The organism is Acinetobacter sp. YH12251 (genome assembly GCF_013417465.1).
GTDB classification, from domain to species: domain Bacteria; phylum Pseudomonadota; class Gammaproteobacteria; order Pseudomonadales; family Moraxellaceae; genus Acinetobacter; species Acinetobacter amyesii.
Map to the genome: position 1 here is coordinate 113,630 of NZ_VPDZ01000008.1, position 21,825 is coordinate 135,454.

16 protein-coding genes are annotated in these 21,825 nt (G+C 42.5%); 6 read left to right on the forward strand and 10 right to left on the reverse strand.

Features of this window, described 5'->3' with window-relative positions:
* Positions 1 to 124 precede the first annotated feature (124 nt).
* The 6 genes from FTV27_RS08790 to FTV27_RS08815 all read left to right on the forward strand — a co-directional run bounded on the left by FTV27_RS08790 (position 125) and on the right by FTV27_RS08815 (position 14,501).
* Positions 125 to 3,907, forward strand: coding sequence for an exodeoxyribonuclease V subunit gamma (locus FTV27_RS08790; protein WP_180078059.1), 3,783 nt, complete (start codon positions 125 to 127; stop codon positions 3,905 to 3,907).
* The gene (locus FTV27_RS08795) at positions 3,904 to 7,674 is read left to right on the forward strand and encodes a UvrD-helicase domain-containing protein (protein WP_257230005.1); all 3,771 of its coding nucleotides are present in this window, start codon (positions 3,904 to 3,906) and stop codon (positions 7,672 to 7,674) included. The genes FTV27_RS08790 and FTV27_RS08795 overlap by 4 nt, the downstream gene beginning before the upstream one ends.
* Before the next feature lie 194 nt (positions 7,675 to 7,868).
* Positions 7,869 to 9,596: an exodeoxyribonuclease V subunit alpha gene (recD, locus tag FTV27_RS08800; RefSeq protein ID WP_257230007.1), complete on the forward strand. Its 1,728-nt coding sequence runs from the start codon at positions 7,869 to 7,871 to the stop codon at positions 9,594 to 9,596.
* A gap of 867 nt (positions 9,597 to 10,463) precedes the next feature.
* Positions 10,464 to 10,733, forward strand: coding sequence for a 30S ribosomal protein S15 (rpsO, locus tag FTV27_RS08805; protein ID WP_067761248.1), 270 nt, complete (start codon positions 10,464 to 10,466; stop codon positions 10,731 to 10,733).
* Positions 10,734 to 11,006: 273 nt separating this feature from the next.
* Positions 11,007 to 13,094: a polyribonucleotide nucleotidyltransferase gene (pnp, locus tag FTV27_RS08810; RefSeq protein ID WP_180078135.1), complete on the forward strand. Its 2,088-nt coding sequence runs from the start codon at positions 11,007 to 11,009 to the stop codon at positions 13,092 to 13,094.
* Between the two features lie 138 nt (positions 13,095 to 13,232).
* The gene (locus FTV27_RS08815) at positions 13,233 to 14,501 is read left to right on the forward strand and encodes a magnesium transporter CorA family protein (protein WP_180078061.1); all 1,269 of its coding nucleotides are present in this window, start codon (positions 13,233 to 13,235) and stop codon (positions 14,499 to 14,501) included.
* Positions 14,502 to 14,536: 35 nt separating this feature from the next.
* Here the strand turns inward: FTV27_RS08815 and FTV27_RS17190 are convergent, their stop codons facing one another.
* The 10 genes from FTV27_RS17190 to FTV27_RS08860 all read right to left on the reverse strand — a co-directional run bounded on the left by FTV27_RS17190 (position 14,537) and on the right by FTV27_RS08860 (position 21,810).
* Complete coding sequence (locus FTV27_RS17190) at positions 14,537 to 14,743, reverse strand: DUF2147 domain-containing protein (RefSeq protein ID WP_249748506.1); 207 nt, start codon at positions 14,741 to 14,743, stop codon at positions 14,537 to 14,539.
* The gene (locus FTV27_RS17195; protein WP_249733288.1) at positions 14,740 to 14,985 is read right to left on the reverse strand and encodes a hypothetical protein; all 246 of its coding nucleotides are present in this window, start codon (positions 14,983 to 14,985) and stop codon (positions 14,740 to 14,742) included. Before FTV27_RS17195 ends, FTV27_RS17190 begins: the two co-directional genes overlap by 4 nt.
* Before the next feature lie 158 nt (positions 14,986 to 15,143).
* Positions 15,144 to 15,407: a YdcH family protein gene (locus FTV27_RS08825; protein WP_078192816.1), complete on the reverse strand. Its 264-nt coding sequence runs from the start codon at positions 15,405 to 15,407 to the stop codon at positions 15,144 to 15,146.
* An 81-nt stretch (positions 15,408 to 15,488) separates the two neighbouring features.
* Positions 15,489 to 15,827 (reverse strand): chaperone modulator CbpM, encoded by a 339-nt coding sequence (locus FTV27_RS08830; protein WP_111885626.1) that lies wholly within the window; start codon positions 15,825 to 15,827, stop codon positions 15,489 to 15,491.
* A 10-nt stretch (positions 15,828 to 15,837) separates the two neighbouring features.
* Positions 15,838 to 16,800 (reverse strand): DnaJ C-terminal domain-containing protein, encoded by a 963-nt coding sequence (locus FTV27_RS08835; RefSeq protein WP_180078137.1) that lies wholly within the window; start codon positions 16,798 to 16,800, stop codon positions 15,838 to 15,840.
* Between the two features lie 141 nt (positions 16,801 to 16,941).
* Positions 16,942 to 17,406 (reverse strand): DUF2147 domain-containing protein, encoded by a 465-nt coding sequence (locus FTV27_RS08840; protein ID WP_078192815.1) that lies wholly within the window; start codon positions 17,404 to 17,406, stop codon positions 16,942 to 16,944.
* Between the two features lie 188 nt (positions 17,407 to 17,594).
* Positions 17,595 to 18,059: a DUF2147 domain-containing protein gene (locus tag FTV27_RS08845; protein WP_168377964.1), complete on the reverse strand. Its 465-nt coding sequence runs from the start codon at positions 18,057 to 18,059 to the stop codon at positions 17,595 to 17,597.
* A gap of 284 nt (positions 18,060 to 18,343) precedes the next feature.
* Positions 18,344 to 18,796, reverse strand: coding sequence for a DUF2147 domain-containing protein (locus FTV27_RS08850; protein WP_180078063.1), 453 nt, complete (start codon positions 18,794 to 18,796; stop codon positions 18,344 to 18,346).
* A gap of 246 nt (positions 18,797 to 19,042) precedes the next feature.
* Positions 19,043 to 19,918: an Hsp33 family molecular chaperone HslO gene (hslO, locus tag FTV27_RS08855; RefSeq protein WP_111885623.1), complete on the reverse strand. Its 876-nt coding sequence runs from the start codon at positions 19,916 to 19,918 to the stop codon at positions 19,043 to 19,045.
* A gap of 50 nt (positions 19,919 to 19,968) precedes the next feature.
* On the reverse strand, positions 19,969 to 21,810 hold the full coding sequence (locus FTV27_RS08860; RefSeq protein WP_180078065.1) for a monovalent cation:proton antiporter-2 (CPA2) family protein: 1,842 nt from the start codon (positions 21,808 to 21,810) through the stop codon (positions 19,969 to 19,971).
* Between the last annotated feature and the right edge of the window lie 15 nt (positions 21,811 to 21,825).

A 21,825-nucleotide genomic window follows, 5' to 3' on the forward strand; every position in this document is an offset into this window, starting at 1 on the left:
ACTTGTTTAAAAGCATTTTTTGCAATCTATTCTCTTGTCAAAGTCGCATAGACAGCCCAAGATGTATAGTAAATAATCATTGTTGTTTTGTAGTAGTTGGTCATTCAGGCTGTAAAGGTAATCCATGGCAATACATGTAATTCAGAGTCAAAGAATCGAAGTTTTGGTGGATTGTCTAATCAAAAAATTGAAATCAAATCAGTCGACTAATGCATTATCTGTCTTGCAAGAACGGCATATCGTGGTACCCGATCAAGCCATTGCAGCATGGTTAGAAAAACAAGTTGCTGAAAAAATCAGTATTAGTGCCAATATTAAGCATCATCGTAAAATTTTAGGGTTGCAGTGGAAAGCCTACGATTGGGCCTTGCCGAACAAACAAGACCGTGAGCGAATTAAAGGTATCAACATGCCGCCATTGATTATGCAATGGCGTATTTATAATGCTCTAGCCGGTTTTATTGCGGCTGATAAGTTTGATGCTGCTCAGATTCCGACAGACGTGCAGCCCTTAGTTCAGCGTATTTTTGACAGCACAGCACAACTCTCAGATCAAAAAAAACGTGAGCAAAAGCGCCAAGAAATGTTGTACTGGATCGCTGCTCAAGTCACTCGGCTTTTTACCAACTACATGGCCTTTCGTGGCAGTTGTATTCATACCCCGGATGAAGGTGTTGAGCAATGGATTTGTCCACATTGCGATACCGACTGGCTAAAAGCGTGGAGTCATAACCAGCCATTAAATATTATGCAACTCACAGGTCTGAAACCTGAACAAGCTGATGAATATTTACCGACGCAGGCTCGACAACTAGAGCAATGGCAGCGTTGGCTGTGGCATCAAGTATTCAAAAAAGATTTTAATGACCGTCAGGAAATAGATAATAAATTTTGGTTTGCCTTGGCGCATGCTGAGCAAAATCGGCAGCAGCAGTTTGATTTGGATGCTGAGGAGGATGAACGCGATGATGAGCGTCATCAAACCTATAACGGTTTACCTGAACAGATTTTCGTCTTTACTACCTTAGAACTACCACCTGCACAACTCAAATTTTTGTATCGTTTGGCGGCGTATACCGAAGTACATTTGTTGTATTTCAACCCATCGCGTGAGTATTGGGCAGACATGGTCGATCCTGTTTGGAAAGATCGTTATAACCTAAAATTGCAACAGCGTTATATTGAACGAAATCCTAATGTCAGCACAGCGCAAATTCAGGCCTATCTGAGTACGACCAATGCGGAATTTCGTGAATCACAGCATTCATTATTGACTCGTTTAGGCAAACGTGCGCGGGATAACTTTGCATTATTGGTGAATATGTCTGGTGGCGAAGGCTGGGAAGATATTTTTCCAGATACTGAGCCGACAACGCTGCTCGCTCAAATTCAATATGACATCATGACTCTAGAAGAGCCCGAACAGCATCAATATGCACTCGCGGGTTCAGATGAATCGATTCAATTTCATGTCTGTCATTCTAGCCTGCGTCAGTTAGAAGTTTTACGTGAGCAGTTGGTACATTGGTTGGCCGAAGGCTCGGAACAAGAGCCACGCCATCCGAGTGATATCTTGGTATTGGTGCCAAACTTAAAAGAACTGGAACCGCATATTCGGACGGTCTTTTCGACGACTCGAGGCATGGGTCGCAGTGCTATGGATTTACCTTATATCCCAGTAAAAATTGCAGGAGTGGTTAGTCAAGATATTCAAAATGCATGGAAAGCCTTTGTTGGACGCATTGAAATTAGCCAAGGTCGTTTTACCGCCGAAGATTTTCACGATTGGTTGAATTTGAATGCGGTGCAAGAACTGTATCAGCTCGACCATGTGCAAATGGAACGTATGATGGAGCTGCTAATTCAAGCCGGTTTCCGTCGTGGTTTAGATGAACAGCACATGTTGGCTTATTTGTCTGAGCAAGACCGAGATTATCGTTATACCTTTAAATTTGCTTTAGACCGTTTGGCGTTAGGGATTGCGATTCCACAGCATGCCGTATTTGAGAATACCTTAAGTTTCGCAGGGGTGCAGAGTAGTGATTTTGAGTTGGTGCAAACCTTAATTCAGATCTATCAAGATATCAGTGCGCGTCGAGATTGGCTTAATCCGAACCTCAGTGCACAGACTGTCAAAGCGTGGTTGCAACAGCTAGATGCAGATTTAAAACCTTTTGTTGAAGCCAGTGGTCGAGCATTTGAAACCATACGCGGTGTGATGCGTGCAATGACACAACGACTGAAAAATGCCCAAAGTGAAAAAGTTGAGTCGCTCCCCAATAGCTTTAATTTACCCCTATCTTTATTGCTCAAGGAGATACAACAAGGCATCGATGGTTCTGTCGACCAGATCGAACCAACTGGTTCAGTGACCTTTGCAGACATGGGTAAAATCCGTCAAGTCCCATTTTCACTGGTGGTGTTGTTGAACATGGATAGTGGAAAATTCCCACGTCGTGATCAGAAAGTACCTTTTGATTTAATGGATGTGTTTAAGCCAGTATTGGGTGATCGCTCACGTTTGGAAGATGATAAAGGTGCATTTTTAGATGCCTTGTTATTTGCCCGAAAGTCCTTATGGATTTTCTATAATGGCTTTGATGTCAATGGAGGTGAAAGTCGTGAACCATCATCTGTCATTTATGAGTTTAGCCAATTCCTCGCTCGAATGATTCAACCCCAGCAGTTAGATCAGCCACATGATGCCATGTTGGATTTGGATGGGTTACGAATTCCAGAGCAACTCGAACCGCTCTATCATATTTATCCTTTGCAGCCATTTGACCCGACAGGATTTCAGCAGTCGAAAAACGTACGATATAAAGATCAATGGTTTGCTGTGGCGGAACATATTTTAAATCAGTCTGGACAACGCCAACCCTGGATTAACCTTGATTATCCAGTGCATGATGCACAAGAAGTAAGGGTGTTAGATGGTCAGGAATGGATTAAAGATGTGGTATTCCCAGCTCGGGCATATTTGAAAACGCTTGGTGTGGCCAGTGTGTATACCGGTGATCAGTTACCACAGAAAGAGCCTTTATTACTTGACCGTTTACAGCAATACCATGTCCGTGACTTGTTGCAAAAGCATTATGTGCAGCCTGCATCTCGTGTCAATCAAGCTGAGGATCAGAACTCTACGACTCCAACTGAACCAGATATAGCATTATTCCAAGATGTACTGCCTGTAGGACATAGCCAAATAGCAACGTGGAAGCTCAGTTTGCAAGAGCAGACACAATTGTTAGCACGTTTAGATGGACGTTGTGTAACTGCGACCACTTTACAAAACTTACAGCTTGAACCGCATTTGATACTGAGCATCACCGTGCCTGAAGACCGTCAGAGTATGCATTGGTTAAGCTGTATGGCATCTGGGGCAAAGCCTAAACGTCAGACACAAACGTGGCTCGAATATCTTCTGTGGTTGAGCTATTTAGACTTAGGTGATGAGGGCGCGACGTATCGTCGTGAAGTAATTTGTAATGATAAAAGTATAGTTTGTTGTGGTTTAAGCTCCGCACAAGCCAAGCTACAACTCAGTGAATGGCTGGCGATGTGGAAACATGCACAAAAACGTCCTGTGGTGCTGCCTGCTGCCTTAATTCGCCAAGAAAAATGCACTTGGGTGGAAAATGAAACAGGCCAACTCATGCCAGATAATTTTGCAAAACTTCAAGAGGAATGGTTGAAAAATCATAGTTTTGGTGGTGTGCAGTTGGAGTCGAATGAAGCCAATAGCCACCATCGTGATTGGAGCTTTATTTTACAGCAACAAGCGGCAGATGAACTTCTGGCATTGTCCTGTCGTTATTATGCAGAACGTTTATATCATGTGATGGATACCGAGGCAGATGACGGCCTAAAAAAACTTAATGTCATCAAGCCTGAGGTCAAAAAATGAATATGCCACAGCAAACGATGAATATGTCCACCAACCCGATTGCAGACATGAGCTTTACGGGACTGCATTGGATAGAGGCTTCTGCGGGTACAGGGAAAACCTATACGCTTTCTAGTCTGATGGTGCGGATTTTTCTAGATCGCTATATGCCGAATCAAGTCATTGCCACCACTTTTACTCGTAAAGCCACAGCAGAACTCAAAGCGCGGGTTCGACTGCGGATTGAAGAAACCCGTGACTTTATTTATAGCCTGTTAGCGGCATCTCAAGATGAATTGGCCGAACTTCAGCAAAGTTTGAGTGACCCTTTGTATCAACAAATACTAAAAGATCATGGGCATCATTTAGATTATGCTTACAATCGGCTGAACGTGGTCTTACAACAATATGAAGAACTCTTTGTCGGAACTTTAGACAGCTTTAGTCAAAAGTTATTACGTGAATTTGCCTTTGAAAGTGGTCGTATCGAACAGGTGCAAATCAGTGAAGATGAAGATCTACATATTGAACGTATTATTCATGATTTATTAAGAGATTGGATTCAGCAGCAGCCTGCGCATTTGATTGAATATTTGCTGTTGAATCATCTGTTGAAAGGCCCTGAATATTATCTGGGCGTGGTAAAGGAAAGTCTAAACTTCCCATCGGTGGATTTACGTGTTCCTGAATTACCCGAAAATGCTTTGGCACATTTTGAAGCGATGTGTCAACAGCTTGCGCAAATGCTGCCTGCTGCTCGTGTAGAACTTGCAGCGTGTTTTGATGCCGCAAGTCATTATAAGAACCTTGTCGACGCTCGACGTTTTAATAAAGGGGCATTCTTTGTCACCTTTAACACACGCATTCCCGAGTTTTTACAGCACTTTGAAGCTGCGGGTAGCCAAGGGGTTTTGACTCAGTCCGACGTGTTACAACCGACGATGAAAGCCATTCGTTCATTGTTTTATGATCCGAATAAAACTGAATTTAAGCCACGTGTCTTTAAAGACAAAATCGTTGAGGAACAGCCAGATGTCTCAAAAGAATTTTATCAACATGCTTTTGTTCAACAACTCCGAGCGGTGCTCAATGCTTATGAACATATCAATCAAGCAGAACAATTTCTAAACTTTTATTTGGCACAGGAAGTCAAAAAGCGTTTACCTCAAGTGTTGTCCCACGCTGGCGAAACCACCTTTTCACAACAAATTAGGACCTTATCGGAAGCCTTACAGCAAAGCTCAGCAGCAGGGAAAGACAGTTTTGCCGCTCATGTTTTGGCACGATATCCGCTGATTTTAGTCGATGAATTTCAAGACACCAACCAAGATCAAGATGACATGCTATCCAGTATTTGGCGGGTCAAGGAGCGCTTACATCAGGGTTGTATGATTATGGTCGGCGACCCCAAACAGGCGATTTATGGATTCCGCGGCGGTGACATGTTGACCTATCGTAAAGCGCGTCATGACATTCATGCCAAGGGTGGGCGTTGTTATACCTTGAACAAAAACCATCGTTCAGTCAAAAATTTGGTTGAAGTGGTGGATGCCTTGTTTCATCGGCAAATGGACTTTGGTGAGCATGTTGAATACACCCCAATTCAAGCAGGTGAGCGCGAGCATCCTCCATTGATTGATCATGATCAAGTCAATCCACAACCGCTGCGTTGGTTGGCTTTGGATGAAACGCTGAATGAAGCAGAGCAAGTGGCTTGGCAGATTCAGTCCTTGCTCAACCAAGCTCAGCAAGGACATTTATATTTTCAAGACAACAATATCCAGCGAGCACTGACAGCAAACGATATTGCGGTCTTAGGGCAAAACCATTTCGACTTAGAGCAAGTGCAACAATGTTTATTGCAACTGGGTGTTCCTTGTTATAAAGCATCACGGGACAGCGTCTATAAAAGTTCCGTCGCACAAGATGTTGCCGCTTTGCTGACCGCAATTTTAAATCCTTATCAAGAAGCCAAGGTGAAACGTGCGCTGCTGAGCCGTTTATTGGGTTTTGATCTGAAACAACTGGTCGCACTCGAACAGCAGGCAGATGGACTGAGCGAAATTATCGAAAAACTCGAACAGATCCGACAAATTTGGAATGAGCAAGGATTCCGCAGTGCGTGGAATAGCTGCATGACGGTCTTTCAGGTGTGGACGCGTTTGGTGGCTGGGCAAAGTCGAGATAATGAACGCACAGTGGTGAATTTACGCCATATCGCAGAATTATTAAGTCAGCAAAGTGAACATTACACAGGTGCACATAAGCTTTATCAATGGTTTATTCGCCAAATCAATTTAGGCATCAATAATGAAAGCACCCAAGAGCGAAAATTGACTGGGCAATTGGGGGTGCAATTGATGACGATCCATGCATCCAAAGGCTTAGAGTTTGGTTGTGTATTTTTATTGGGAGCAAATGCAGGCTTAAGTGAAAAAGGTAATTTGAATTTTTCCCTTAAAGACAATCAGCAAAAAAGCCTTGGGTTAGAACGTGTGATTGCCGTGAAGTCTTCGGATTTACCCGATGATGATATTCAACAAAATGAAGCACGCAATGAAGCAGAGCACCATCGTTTGTGGTACGTGGCGTTGACCCGTGCCAGTTATCGTGTCTATGCCGTGCTGCGTCATCATGAAGTAGAAAAGAAACAAGTGGCAGAAGCGCGTTCAGGACTGACTTTTTGGCGTGGAAGCGAACCTGATCTGTTCCAACATGCAGAAAGTGTGGATGCTGATGTTTTGCGTGCAGCACCACCGATTTTGACTCAGACTCAGGTTGAAGCTGTTGTATTAGACGCGGAAGAAATTCCCAACAGCCATTTTTATCCACGGGAAACCACCAGCTTTACCGCGCTCACGCGCACGACACATAAGGCACATATACAACGTGACCAACTGGCAGCGGTCATGACCGAGCCAGAAGACAGGGCTGCCGATGAAGTTGAACAAATTGAAATCATTGAAGCAGAAACTGCAGAGAAAATTAGCTGGATTAAACGGCATTTTCCAAAGGGAACCAAGCCCGGAAGTTTCTTGCACAAGTTGATGGAAAAAGTTCGATTTAGCACTCCAGAAGATAAGTTGGCCAAAGCCATCGCATCGCGCTTTCACAGTGATGTTGAGTTTGATTCGCCGCAAATATTGCAAAATTTGATTAAACAGTTTGGGCAAACGGCGAACCCTGAACAAGACGAAGCTGAACTGATTGAAGAAATGCAGGCATGGTACAGTCAAATCATTCATACACCGTTGCATGATGGTTTTAGGCTGCATCAGTTAAACGATGGCGAATACCGTTCAGAAATGGACTTTCATTTAAGTATGGCGGATCGTGCATTGGCAATACGTAAAATACGCATGCTATTTGAAAGCCTAAATGAGCCAGATTTACAGATACAAGATTTGAATGATGTGTTTACGGCACGCTATCTGACGGGGTCGATTGACTTGGTATATTATGATGGTCAGCGTTATCACATTGCCGATTATAAAAGTAATTTCTTAGGCGATCAGACCGCACATTATAATCATGCCTATATTCGAGAAAGTATGAGTCATTCTAGTTACTGGTTGCAGGCGGCTTTATATTTGGTGGCCCTACATCGTTATTTGAAAGCCGTGATGAAAGACTATGACATGACGCAGCATTTGGGTGGGGCGAGTTATTTATATCTTCGCGGTATGGATGGACAGTCCGATCGTGGAGTATATCACTGGAAGCCGGCGGATACATTCATTCAAAACCTCGATGCAATATTGAGCGAAAAGGTTGTGGCTAAAACGTGAATAAGCACGAAAAAGATAAAAATATTCACGCTGAAACAATAAGTTGCATTGTGGATAAGTTTGAGGATAACTGTGTGGAAAATGATCAAAAAGCCTTATCAGCACAGCCTTTGCACGCGGGACAAGAAAATACTGTAGAAACGCAGGTTTTAGTTCCCCAAAATACCCAAGAAAAAGCTGATTTAGATGCGGTTTTGCCGGATTGGATTGACTATTTAATCCAACATTATTTACCCAATCAGGCCAGTCATCCTGCTGCAAATCAGTTAATTCAACAATTGATGCAAGCCGTGGAAAAAGGCGATAGTTGTATTTTGGCCGAAGATGCGCAGATTCAATGTTTGGCTCAGATGGTTCAGCACGAGCAAGCTGAAAAAACACCTGTTGCGCCTTTTATTTTTGATTCACAGCGACTTTATCTTTATCGCTATTGGGCACTAGAAAATGCTTTAGCCAAGCAAGTTGCACGTTTAAAACAGCAAACAGAGCAAAATCTCAATCAAACGCAGATGCTGAATATTGAAAAGGATTTACTGACCGATCCACATCAGATTCAAGCACTGCACATGGTGTGTCAGCACAATTTTAATATCATTACCGGTGGGCCTGGGACAGGTAAAACCTATACCTTGGCACGGATTATTGCCGTGTTGAATGAGCAAAATCCAAATTTAAGAATTGCGATGGCAGCGCCGACAGGAAAAGCGGCGCAGCGAATGGAAGAAGCCTTACAAGCAGCGTTTAAAGATCCTGCATTGCAGCATTATTCGATTATTCACAAACATTTGAAACCTATAACTTTGCATCGTCTATTGGGATTAGGGACGCGCGCTATTCCTCGGTTTAATGAGCGTCAACGCTTACCCTATGACGTCATTGTGGTCGATGAAGCCTCTATGTTGGACTTAAGTTTGGCACAGATGCTATTCGCGGCAATCCCTCAACACAGCAAGCTGATTCTATTGGGGGATGCAGAACAGTTGGCTTCGGTCGATGTTGGCGCTGTTTTGGCCAACCTTCAGGATGTTGATGCCTTACAAGCCAACCGTACCCATTTACAGACCAGCCGCCGTTTTGTACAGGGTGCAGCCATTGGTGAGTTTGCTCGTTTTATTCAACAACAAGAACAACAGCAAACAACCACAGAAGTTCTGGCGAAATTCGAACATCAGGTGGTATCTGCATCCGAACTTCAGCCGATTCAACTGACACCGAATATGAGCGATGTGATTCAGTTGCAATATCTCCCCGAAGCCACGAACAGTGCGGCACATTGGGCAAAATATTATGATCAACTGATGTATGGTTTTCAGCCCTATGTGGCATGGTTAAAACAATGGCCAGAGCAATCCGCTGAATATGCAGATTGGTTAGCCCAATTGATTCGTTATTTTGATGATTATCGAATTCTATCGGCCATTCGACATGGAAAATTAGGCTTACATGAGCTCAATCAGCAGATTGAACTTCGGGTCTTAAATGCCTTGGGTGTGTTGAAACAAGGGGATTGGTATGTTGGTCGTCCAGTTATGATGACCTATAACGATTATCAACTTGGACTATCAAATGGTGATATTGGGATTTGCTTAAAACGACCGATGACGGAAAAGTCGCAGTTTGAGGTTTATTTTCCGAGTTTGGATAAATGGGTTGTGGCAACACGGTTACCTAAAAGTATAGAAACTTCCTACGCATTGACTATACATAAGTCTCAAGGTTCTGAATTTACCCATACGGCGGTAGTTTTGGAAAATCATGCAACCGAAATGATGAGTAAAGAGCTGATTTATACCGCCATCACTCGTGCGAAAAAAGTGGTGAGTTTACTTGTTGCAAAAGATGCATTGGCAAAAGCGCTTATAAAAAGAACAGCACGAGTTAGTGGTTTGTTAGAAAAAATTAACAATCACCTATCTTTGTAAAGCCTGGGCAAAATGTACCGTATTTTGTAAGAAATAGCTTACATTGATTCAGGAGATTTGCGCATAGAGCTTCTTAGAGCTTTTTGAGAAGATGACTTCACAGAAAAAGAACTCAACACGGATGGTTGAGTAAAATCGCAAAAGTATAAGAATAACGTCAAAAGACAGCGAACTTACAGTGAAGTAAGGAAATAGGAAACTTACAGCCGCTAAGCCTTGTAGTTTTGGGAGAGACTACAAGGCTTTTTTATGTATAGAAAATAAGAAATGCCTATATGCTGTAACAGAAAAGAAATAGAGCTTAACCGATGTACGAAAAAGCTTACATATAGATACGAAAAATACGACTTTTATCTAACAGCCGTTGTGGCAAAATCTACCACATAAGGAAGTGCAAGTTAAAACATGGAATGTTTGACATAAGGACGCGGAAAAGCGCCACATAAAACAATAAATAATAAAACAATAACTAAAAAAGAAGAAACTACAGCGCAAAAAAGCCCGAGCCCAGCTCGGGCTTTTTTTTAATTATTCCAGTTTGAGTTTTGTATCCTAAATATCGAGTGGCAAAATGTATCAAAAATAAGTTTAAAATTCATTCAATAATATGGAATTCAATGTGTTGGAAATATGCAGTTTTGTGTCGTATAGAGTGTCGAAGCATATAAAAAATTTATAATGGAATCGAGAGGAAAAATAAGGCGTTATTGTCATTAAGAAAACCTGACGAAGTCGGCTATCTCTTTTTGCAATTAAGACGATTTTCCCTTAATATAATGCACTTGCTGTAGTGATGCACGGCAGTCAGCTGATTTATTGGTTGATTCGTATCAAAAGTTAACTTTATAAGCATCTCGGAGAAATCGAATGGCTTTAACAAACGCAGATCGCGCAGAGATCATTGCAAAATTCGCTCGCGCTGAAAACGACACTGGTTCACCAGAAGTTCAAGTAGCTCTTTTAACTGCTCAAATCAATGATTTACAAGGTCACTTCAAAGAGCACAAACACGACCACCATAGCCGTCGCGGTCTTATTCGTATGGTTAACCAACGTCGTAAGCTTCTTGACTACCTTAAAGGTAAAGACGCTACTCGTTACAGCGCATTGATTGCTGCTTTAGGTTTACGTCGTTAATTCGATTTAAGCTTTTATTTTCGGACTATTGCATGCTAAGTGCCGTATTACTGAAAACTAAAGTCTATCCAACCTTGGTTGGATAATGGGGAAGGGGCGATGATTCGCTCCTTCTTTGTGTCTTAAATTAGTATTTTAAATTAATGTTTTTAATCTCTAGTGAGGTCGGCTTCTAAGCTTTGTCATTTATGTTACAGCGTTTGGGGCGTTGAATGAATGCCAAACCTTAGGGGTCTCCACTAGAATAAAATCAGGAAAAAATAAAACATGTCGATGTTTAATATTATTCGTAAAGAATTCCAATATGGTCAGCATCAAGTTGTCCTAGAAACAGGTCGTATTGCGCGTCAAGCGAATACTGTGATCATCACTATGGGTGGTGTACAAGTTCTTGTTGCTGTTGTTGCTCAGCCAACAGCGAAAGCAGGTCAAGACTTCTTCCCATTGACTGTTAACTACCAAGAAAAACAATATGCTGCAGGTCGTATTCCGGGTGGTTATGGTAAACGTGAAGGCCGTGCGTCTGAAGCTGAAACGCTTATTTCACGCTTAATTGACCGTCCAATTCGTCCATTGTTCCCAGAAGGTTACTACAACGAAATCCAAGTGACTGCGACTGTTATTTCTTCTGATAAGACAATGGAAGCTGACATTGCTGCAATGTTAGGTACTTCAGCTGCACTTGCAATTGCGGGTACACCTTTCCGTGGTCCAATCGGTGGTGCTCGCGTTGGTTTAATCAACGGTGAATACATCCTAAACCCGAACCACGAACAGCTAAAAGAATCTGACCTTGACCTTGTGGTTGCAGGTACAGAATCTGCGGTATTGATGGTTGAATCAGAAGCGAAAGAGCTTTCTGAAGACCAAATGCTTGGCGCTGTATTGTTCGGTCATGACGAAATGCAAATCGCGATCCAAGCGATTAAAGAATTTGCTGCAGCTGCTGGTGCAACAGAGTCTACTTGGACTGCACCTGCGAAAAACGAAGAGCTTCGTGCGAAATTAAAAGAAGCGTTTGAAGCGAAAATCTCTGAAGCATACACAATCGCGGTTAAACACGATCGTTATGCAGCGCTTGATGCGCTTCAAGCTGAAGCTGTTGCTCAATTCGTTCCAGAAGATGACGTTGACGGTATCGCTGACGACTTAGCTGAATTATTCGAAGACCTTAAATACCGTACAGTACGTGACAACATCTTGTCAGGTAAGCCACGTATTGATGGTCGTGATACGAAAACAGTTCGTGCGCTTGACGTACAAGTTGGTGTATTAGACCGTGCTCACGGTTCTGCATTATTTACACGTGGTGAAACTCAGGCGTTGGTAACAACAACTTTGGGTAATACACGTGATGCGTTAATGGTGGATACATTAGCAGGTACGAAAACTGACAACTTCATGTTGCACTACAACTTCCCTGCATACTCTGTAGGTGAAACTGGTCGTGAATCTGGTCCTAAACGTCGTGAAATCGGTCACGGTCGTCTAGCGCGTCGTGGTGTACAAGCTGTTCTTCCTGCAGCTGACCGCTTCCCGTACGTGATTCGTATCGTATCTGATATTACTGAATCAAACGGTTCATCTTCAATGGCGTCTGTATGTGGTGCTTCTTTATCACTTATGGATGCTGGTGTGCCAATTAAAGCGCCAGTTGCTGGTATTGCGATGGGTCTTGTGAAAGAAGGCGAACGTTTCGCAGTGCTTTCTGACATCTTGGGTGATGAAGACCACCTTGGTGATATGGACTTTAAAGTAGCCGGTTCTGCAAACGGTATTACTGCACTTCAAATGGATATCAAAATCGAAGGTATCACGGAAGAAATCATGGAAGTTGCATTAAACCAAGCGTATGCAGGTCGTATGCACATCTTAAATGCAATGAACCAAGTGATTTCACGTGCTCGTCCTGAAATTTCAATGCATGCACCTACATTCCAAGTGATCAACATCAACCCTGATAAGATCCGTGACGTGATTGGTAAAGGCGGTGCAACAATCCGTCAAATCACTGAAGAAACCAAAGCGGCAATTGATATCGAAGACAACGGTACAGTTCGCGTATTTGGTGAAACCAAAGCGGCTGCTTCTGCTGCTGTTGCGAAAATCCAAGCGCTTACTGCTGAAATCGAACCAGGTACAATCTACACTGGTAAAGTAATCCGTATCGTTGAATTTGGTGCGTTTGTAAACATCCTTCCAGGTACTGATGGCTTACTTCACATTTCTCAAATTTCTAACGAACGCATTGCGAACGTTTCAGACGTATTGTCTGAAGGTCAAGAGATCAAAGTACAAGTCGCTGATGTCGACAACCGTGGTCGTATCAAATTAACCATGAAAGACATCGAACAAGCTTAATAGTTTGCTGATTCACAGAGTTTCGGCTCTGTGAATGGATTCACAAAAGCCTTGAGTGTAGTCAGAGTATGAACTTTGACTTGCTCAAGGCTTTTTTTATGGCATCATGCAAAAAGTAAACACAATAATAAATGAGATATGCAAACCTATTATTTTTTTCAGCATCCAACAGCGGCGCATATCTATGTGCAAGACCAAGCGCAATGTGAGCATCATCCTGAACTTGAGCCTGAGTTTATTTGGATTGATTGTACCCGTGAAGATGTGGTCAACCGCCCAGAGCAGTGGCAGAGTGATATTTTTCAGGCATCAGATCTACGGGTCAATGAATACCATCTGCGGGATATTTTAAATTTAGAGCATCCGTGTGCCTTTGACACACTCGATGATTATGATTTATTAATTTTTAGAAAAATGGTCACACCCGATGACCAAATTGTTGCAGGTGCAGAAGCTCTTGAAAAGCATGAGCGGGTCTTTGGTTTGGCGACCACCCCGATCAGTTTTTTGATCACGCCCCAAGTGCTGATCACGGTGCGCGAAAAAGGCAACAAAGCCATTGAAAGTTATATCCAACGGATTGAAACTTTAATGTCTCGTCCGATTGATGAACAAAATAAACCACGAAAATTAGCCATTACACCCTTAGATTTGGCATTGCGCTTACTGAATAATATGGTAGATGGTTACTTGGATTTACGTGTTCCATTGACCCGCCGTGTCGAGTTCTGGCAGCAAGAATTGCTGCAAGGCCATCGACGTTTTACCAAGTGGCATCAGTTGTTGCAGGAAAATATGGCCTTTCAGCAAGTGGAAAATTTGTGTGAAGAGCAAATTGAAGCTTTACAAGAACTGCGTGATGAAGTTGTAGATAATTACCCACATTTGAAAGGCAAAAAGCGCAGTGAAAAGCAGGATATCATGCTGGTTCGCGTAGATGATTTAAGCAGTCATATCGAACGCATTCAAAAACACACCACACGATTACGCAGTGCTGTGCAGGCCGCGATTGATCTGCATTTTTCAGCTGTCGCCAACCAAACCAATGAAAATATGCGGATTCTGGCGATTATTACGGCGATTTTTGCACCATTAACCTTATTAACCGGTATATACGGCATGAACTTTGAGTTTATTCCGGGACTCAAATCGCCAACCGGTTTTTGGATCATGCTCGGCATCATGCTGATCACCACGATTTTACTACTGTATTATTTTTATCGACGGCATTTGGTCGGGCGCGGTGAAAAAAGCGTGATTGATATGTTGGCACAGCAGCACGGCGATCAACATATGAATCTGTTTTGGTTTATGGATTATGAACCAATCAAACAGACGGTGAAGGGCACAGTCAAAGGTACGGTTAAAACCATGAAAGAAATTGAGAAGCTGACGAAACTCAAATAGTTCGCGTCAGTTTCTCTGATGGGCGGGTTTAGTTGCTAATCATTACGAATCCATGTGGTACTACGTCCGAGTGCAGACACGCCAATATAGCCGCGCATGGTTAAACGTTTGCCATTTGCACTCAGCTTGCCTTTGCCTTTATAGATATTGCCCGAGAGGGGATCCAGCACGTTTCCATTGCTATATTGATTTGGATATTGTGGGTCTGGTTTAAATTCTTTGATAATTTCGGAACCTATCAAAACCCATTTTTGAGTTTGCCGTTACATTTTAAGCATACTTCAACCAAGGGTTTGTACGGCAATGGGCATATTGCAGTGAGTGTTCCACTATACGTCCCGTCGGCATTTTTAACGACGGTGACATCGCCGCGTGAATATCCTGTTTGGTCATCAATTGTTTTCCAAACACTGGTCATATCATTGGCATGCAACAGAGCGCTGAAACTGAGTAATGCTCCAAATAGCACATGATGTATTTGCATGATGAATCCTTTGTCATGATTTTATTGTTTTTTAAAAATCTGCAGTACAACGCGATTTGACCGATCCTTATGGTCTTAGTAATTCAATTGCGTAGCCTCGTGGGTTGTACTGCGAACGACATGCATCATGAAAAATCCCCTATACATGAATCGATATCTCAAGAGATATCATCATTTTCGTTACTTTTCAGCAAGCGATAAATTTCATCTTTTAGCTTTAATTTCTTACGCTTAATGGTCTCAATATCCGTGTTATGATGATTGACAGGATTTAATTCCAATTGAATAATTTCACGATCTAACTCATCATGTTCTTCAAAGATCCGTGCAAAATATGGATTTTCATCACGTAACTGAGAGACCAAATCACGGTACTCAGGAAACATGTTTTTGACTTTTTTATTGCAATCTCGTGTTTTCATGGTTGTCGATCACTTCCTCTACAAGACAAACTCTACAAGAAAAGAAAAACGCCCTGCGAGGCAGAGCGTTCATGATTACATTTAATGTGAATGAAACTGTTGGTGTTTGACTTGGCGACGTAGTTGTTGAACTTCGTCAATTAAATCAAGCATCATAGCGACCGCAGTAAAACTGGCATCGAAATCTCGTTGAAGCCGATACGCACGCCGTGCGCGAGATATATCATCGCCAAAAAATTGATGAATCCTGTCTTCTGAACGGCTAGGCAGAATATCGTATTCGAGTAGTTGCAGAACCCATTCTGGACTTTGCCCACAGGCAGAGGCAAAGTGTTGTAGATCAAAACTACTTTTTTCGTCTACGATTTCAGTCTGTTTACATCCGTCACAGACAATTTCACGATAATGAATTGTTGTCATGGTGCTCTCCTTAAGACTGTCGTGGATTAAATGACGGAAAAGCTTGAGCAAAAGCCGCATATGCTTGTTGCTCTTGTTCGGTTTGTGCAGCTGGTATCTGTATATTTAAAATCAGGTAAAGGTGTCCGGGTGTTTTATTTGGTATCCCTTTGTCCTTTAATCGTAGCTGCTGCCCAGTACGTGCATTTTTAGGAATTTGTAGTTCTAATGTTTTGCCATCAGGACTGGTAAATGCAATTTTTTGACCCAATGCGGCTTCCCATGGACTGATATTCAGTTGTTGGAAAATATCAACGCCTTCTACACGGGTTTGCTCAGTTTGTTTATACAAAATTTCAATGTATAAATCGCCGGCGGCTCCACCGTTATAGCCAGCTTGCCCTTGGCCGGAGAGTCGAATTTGTTGACCTGATTTCATACCTGCAGGAATTTTGACTTGCAGGGTTTTACGTTGGACTTCAGGCTCACCATGGGCGTTGAGGCTTGGAATCTGTAAGGTGATATTCTGCGTTGCACCATTAAATGCGATTTCTAAATCCACTTCTAAACTGGCGTGTTGGTCTTCACCACGGAAGCTCTTGGTTTGGCGGTTTGCACGTTGATACTGATAGTCACCGCCACCAAAGCCTTGCCCAAAACGACCAAACAAGTCTTCAAATCCACTAAAGTCCGCATGCTGACCATCAGTCGTCGATTGGCGATAAAACTGAGATTGGTCAAAACCACCTTGGTTGCCAGCATTAAACCCAGCAAATCCTTGTGGATGATCGAGTTCAAAATCGTATTGTTTTTTCTTTTCGGCATCACTCAAGGTGTCGTATGCAACATTAATCGCTTGCATGCGCGCTTCAGCATCAGCTTCTTTGCTGACGTCAGGGTGATATTTACGCGCCAATTTTCGATAGGCTTTTTTAATTTGATCTGCCGAAGCATCTCGGGCGATCCCTAAAGTTTGATAGTGATTGTCTGGCATACTCTCTGTATAAATATTGATCATGTTTTAATCAATATAGAAGGGTTCATCAAACTGTCATAGGGGCAAACAGCATCTTATTGTTTCAAAACATGACAATAAAAAAGCCTCACGAGGAGGCTTTTAAAAACACATTTAAAATTAATATTTTATCCAAGTGACACTACGACCAATCACAGATACACCAACATACCCACGTATAGTTAAATGTTTTCCTGAAGCACTAAGTCTTGCTTTGCCTTTATAGATTTTTCCACCAATCGGGTCCAAAACTTTGCCGTTTTGGAATTCACGTGGATTTTTTGGATCTTGTTTAAAGTCCCAAATAAATGGCAAGCCGATAAAAGGTTTATTTTTCAATTCACCTGGGCAATTCGAGCAGACGCCCATTTTTTCAGTGCCAGGGACATTGCGTGTGGTGACAATGATGCCTTCATAGCTTCCATCGGCTTTTTTGCGAATTTCAACGTCTGCACGCGAATATCCTGTGCGGTCATCGACGGTTTTCCACTTCCCCACTAGCGGATCGGTTTCCGCAGCGATTGACAATCCTGACAAAGTGCTAAGTAGTATTCCGGCAAATAATTGTTGATATATTTTTTTCATTTCATCCCCTGAAAATTCAGAATTGTGTTTTTAGAGTAAGTTGCCTAATTTATATATAAAGTCCTACAAAATCAATGTGATAGTTTGTGATGTATTTGGCATATTTTTTTAAAACGCTGCTTTAATATGGAGTTTTTACTCTAATTTTTAAGTTAAAAAAGGCCTTTAATGATTTAAAGGCCTCGTGCTTAGTTTTTGACCCAAGTGACATTGCGTCCAATTGCAGAGCCTTCAGTACGACCATTGATGATCAAATGCTTACCATTATTCATCAAACGAGCGCGTGCATTGTAGTGCTTGCCTGATTTGGGATCGAGCATCACTCCACCCACAAATTCATTGGGCTTTTCTGGATCAGCGCTTAGGCCGCTTAAAGTGGTTAAACCGACCATGGGTTTATTTTTCTGAGCACCGGTGCATTGCGTGCATGTCGAAACATTTGCCGTTCCCGGTACGCTTCGGCTTTGGATAATGGTGGCTGAATACAGGTCATGCTTATCTTTGCGAATCACCACATCGGCAAGTGAATAACCTGTTCTATCATCAATGGTTTTCCATGTCCCCACTAAGGGGTCAATCGCTGCAAAAGCAGAGGATAAACTGCAGATGGAGAACATGCCGAACAGGATAGAAGGGAGGAATTTAACAGCCATACAATTACCCACATTACACAAAAAGCGGATGCCTAAAACTTAAAGGCATAAAAATATTATGGGTTTAATGTAGCCTGAAATAATATGAATATTCTAGTGATTTTTTAGGGATTGTTATTTATATTTTGAGCCAAAACATGAACGTGTTGGCGCTAAATAAGGTTTATGCTGAACGTCTACGCACTAGTAGAATAGTCAGAATTCATCTCAAAGTAGATTGTTATTGGCATGATGAACTCGTCTGGAGTTGAGTTCATCATGCCAATGAAAGCCAAAAGGCCGCTTTAGTTGACGCGGATCCAAGATACCGTCCGGCCGAGGAGCGTGGTTCCAACATAACCTCGAAGTGTTAGGACATTGCCGCGCGCATTCAATTGCCCTTTACCTTGATAAGTATTGCCTGAAAGTGGGTCGATCACCTTGCCATCGGTATAGGCATTCTCTTTTGCATTATGTTTAAAGCCAGAGAAGATCGGTAAACCAATTAAGGGTGCATTTTTGAGTTTACCTTCGCATTTTTCACAAATCGTGGTGACAGGGCGGTTAGGGATGGCATGTACTTTGGTGATTTTACCGCTATAGCTGCCGTCTTTTAATTTGGTGATTTGGACTTCAGCACGGGCATAGCCTGTTTTATCATCTATGGTTTTCCATGTCCCGACAAGGTCTGCTGCATGTGCTGTCATTGGGCCAAAGCAGAACATGGCTAAAAGAATAGCGAGTGTTTTGAGTTTCATATTTTATCCAGTTTTTTTACATTATTTTTCTATTAAAAATAAAGCTCTGTTGATTTTTTTGACTTTATTTCTGGCGCGATTCTACTCGAAAAAAAATTGATCGCAAATACAGCTGATCATGTTGAGGTTCTAAAGTTCGCAACCATTCGACTAAGCGGAAGAAAGTAGCTGTTCTAAATTTAATCGGAATAATAAAAAAGCACCCCGAAGGATGCTTAGATTTAGGCTTTCAATCATCACGATGATTTAGCTGAGGTGTTGACCAAAAAGGGATAAAGCTTCTTCTGCAGTAAAGGTATATTTTGTATTACAGAATTGGCAATCCATTTCAATTGGGTTTTGAAACTCTAGGGTTTCACGAACTGCAGCAACACCGATTTGTTCAAGTGCTGTCGCACAGCGTTCTTTTGAACATGTACAGCCAAATTTTAAGGCCTCAGTTTCAGGAAGACGAACTTCTTCTTCGTTGTATAAACGATATAAGATTTCATTTGCGGATAAAGACGTTAACTCTTCTGCTTTTAATGTCTCAGTCAGCATGGTTAAACGTGGCCATAGATCTTCATCGACACGGCGTTGTTCTTCTTCGTTGTTACGTGGTAATAACTGGATCAGCAAACCACCTGAACGGCTGTTGCTGCTTGCTAAGACGATACGTGTTGGGATCTGTGCAGATAGATCATAATATTGCATTAAGCAACCCGCTAATGTCGGTTTGTCTAAAGGTACAATCCCTTGATAACGCTCACCAAATTCAGGCTCGATATTAATGAAAAGCACTGGGTTTACCAAGGCTTTCAGTACCGTGCTGCTGTCTTCAGCGGCTTGAAAGTGCGGGTCTTCTTCATAATCGGCAAGTGCGCGAACTTCACCGAGATGATTACATTCCGCCATTGCCCATTTAAATGTGCCAGCTGCCTGAATTTGTAAGCTAATACGACCTTTAATTTTTAAGGTACTGGCCAACAAGGCAGTCGCGCTGAGCATTTCACCCAAGAGAATTTGTACAGCAGGTGCATAGTCACGCTGTGCAAGAATCGTTTGTAGGGCTTCTTCAAGATGAACCACTTCTCCACGAACAGGGCTATCTTCAATAAAAAAGCGTTGGCGTAAATCTGACATAAAATTCTCCATAACCCTGCTTTAATGGTGACGATATTGTAAAACACAAGTCATTCATTATCATCTCTTGTGACATCAATACGATGACGTTGTAAGCTGCGTTGTAAATCAACACCTGTAGGTTTTTCACGGGCTTGCGCATCGCTTTCAAACAAATGTTCCAGTTCAGCTAAAGCGTTACGATGCGTTTCATAAATCTTTTGTTCATCGGTATAGATTTGCTGCTGTTGAGTCAGCAGTTTTTCATCATAATCACGGAACAATTCGATACTTTTATAGGCATCTTCATCGCTGATGCCTAAGTCGCACAGCATGTGATAGGCCATTCCTAAAGAGGATAAATAGGTTTCACGCCAAATATGCTCAATTCCTAAATCACGCAGCAAATGCACCTGATGACGGTCACGCGCGCGGACCAATAATTTTAACTGAGGGTAATTCAGACGAATATGACGCGCCACGTTCATCGAGTCTTCAATATCATCTATGGCAAGGACAAACACTTTGGCATGTTCAATGCCCGCAGCGCGTAAAATATCTGGTTGTGTGGCATCGCCATAATACAGATGACCACCATAATTACGTACGAAATCGACTTTGTCTAAGTTGCTATCAATGGCGGTAAAAGACAAATGCTGTAAATGCGCCACACGAGCAATGATTTGTCCAAAACGTCCAAAGCCCGCAATAATCACAGGATTATGTTCATCCGGAATGTCGTCATATTCGGGAATGGTTTTTGGATTAAAACGTGGCAAAATTTGTGATTGTATTAACCAGTACAACATAGGGGTCAACACCATCGACAAGGTGACGATGAGGGTTAATGGCTCCAAAATGGCTTGTTGTACGACATTTTCACTTTTCGCCACACTAAAGACCACAAAGGCAAATTCACCGCCTTGAGCCAAACAGCTTGCCAGTAAAATACTGTTGCGCCATGAATTTTTAAGATAACGCGCAATCGCGGTAAGTGACGCCATTTTGATGAGCATCAGTGCCAATGCACCACCGATAATGAACCATGGCATTTCAACGAATAATGACAGTTTCGTAGTCATGCCCACGGTCATAAAGAACAGACCAAGTAAAAGCCCTTTAAACGGAGCAATACTGGCCTCGAGTTCGTGGCGGAATTCTGAGTCCGCAAGTAACACACCTGTGAGGAATGCACCCAGTGTGGTACTGATGCCAAGTACATCCATCAACACCACGACACCCAGCACTATAAATAAACCGACAGCGGTGATCAGTTCATGCGCACCACTTTTCGCGACGAAGCGGAAAAAAGGCCGCATTAAGTATCGACTAAATAAAAATAAGCCTGAAAAAGTCGCAATGATTGCAGCGAAATAGGCGATTCCGTGATGTGATGATTCTGTTCCTGCGAGCAGGGGAATGACTGCAATCAGGGGAATCGCGGCCATATCTTGAAACAGCAAAATCGAAAAGGATTGTTGCCCATAGGTGGTGTTTAATTGCTGCTTCTCACTCAGCATCTGCAAGACAAAGGCAGTAGAAGAAAGAGCGAGAGCGAAACCGATAACGATACTGGCTGCAATGCCTTGTTGTAAGGCAAAAAAACTGCCTAGCGCTAAAACAAGACCGGTCAGACCGACTTGTAAACTCCCCATGCCGAAAATAGAACTACGCATACTCCATAGACGCTGTGGACGCAGTTCGAGGCCGATCAGGAACATCAGTAAGATCACGCCAAACTCAGCGAGATCTTGGATCGCTTGGGGATCACTGGCAATGTTAAAGACGTCGGGGCCGAGCAAAATACCGGTGAACAGATATCCCAATACCGTTGCAATACCAAAGCGCTTGAGCAAAGGGACAAGCAATAAGGATGCGCCAAGGAAAATTGTGATCTGTAACAGTAGTGACATTTACTCGTCCTAGAG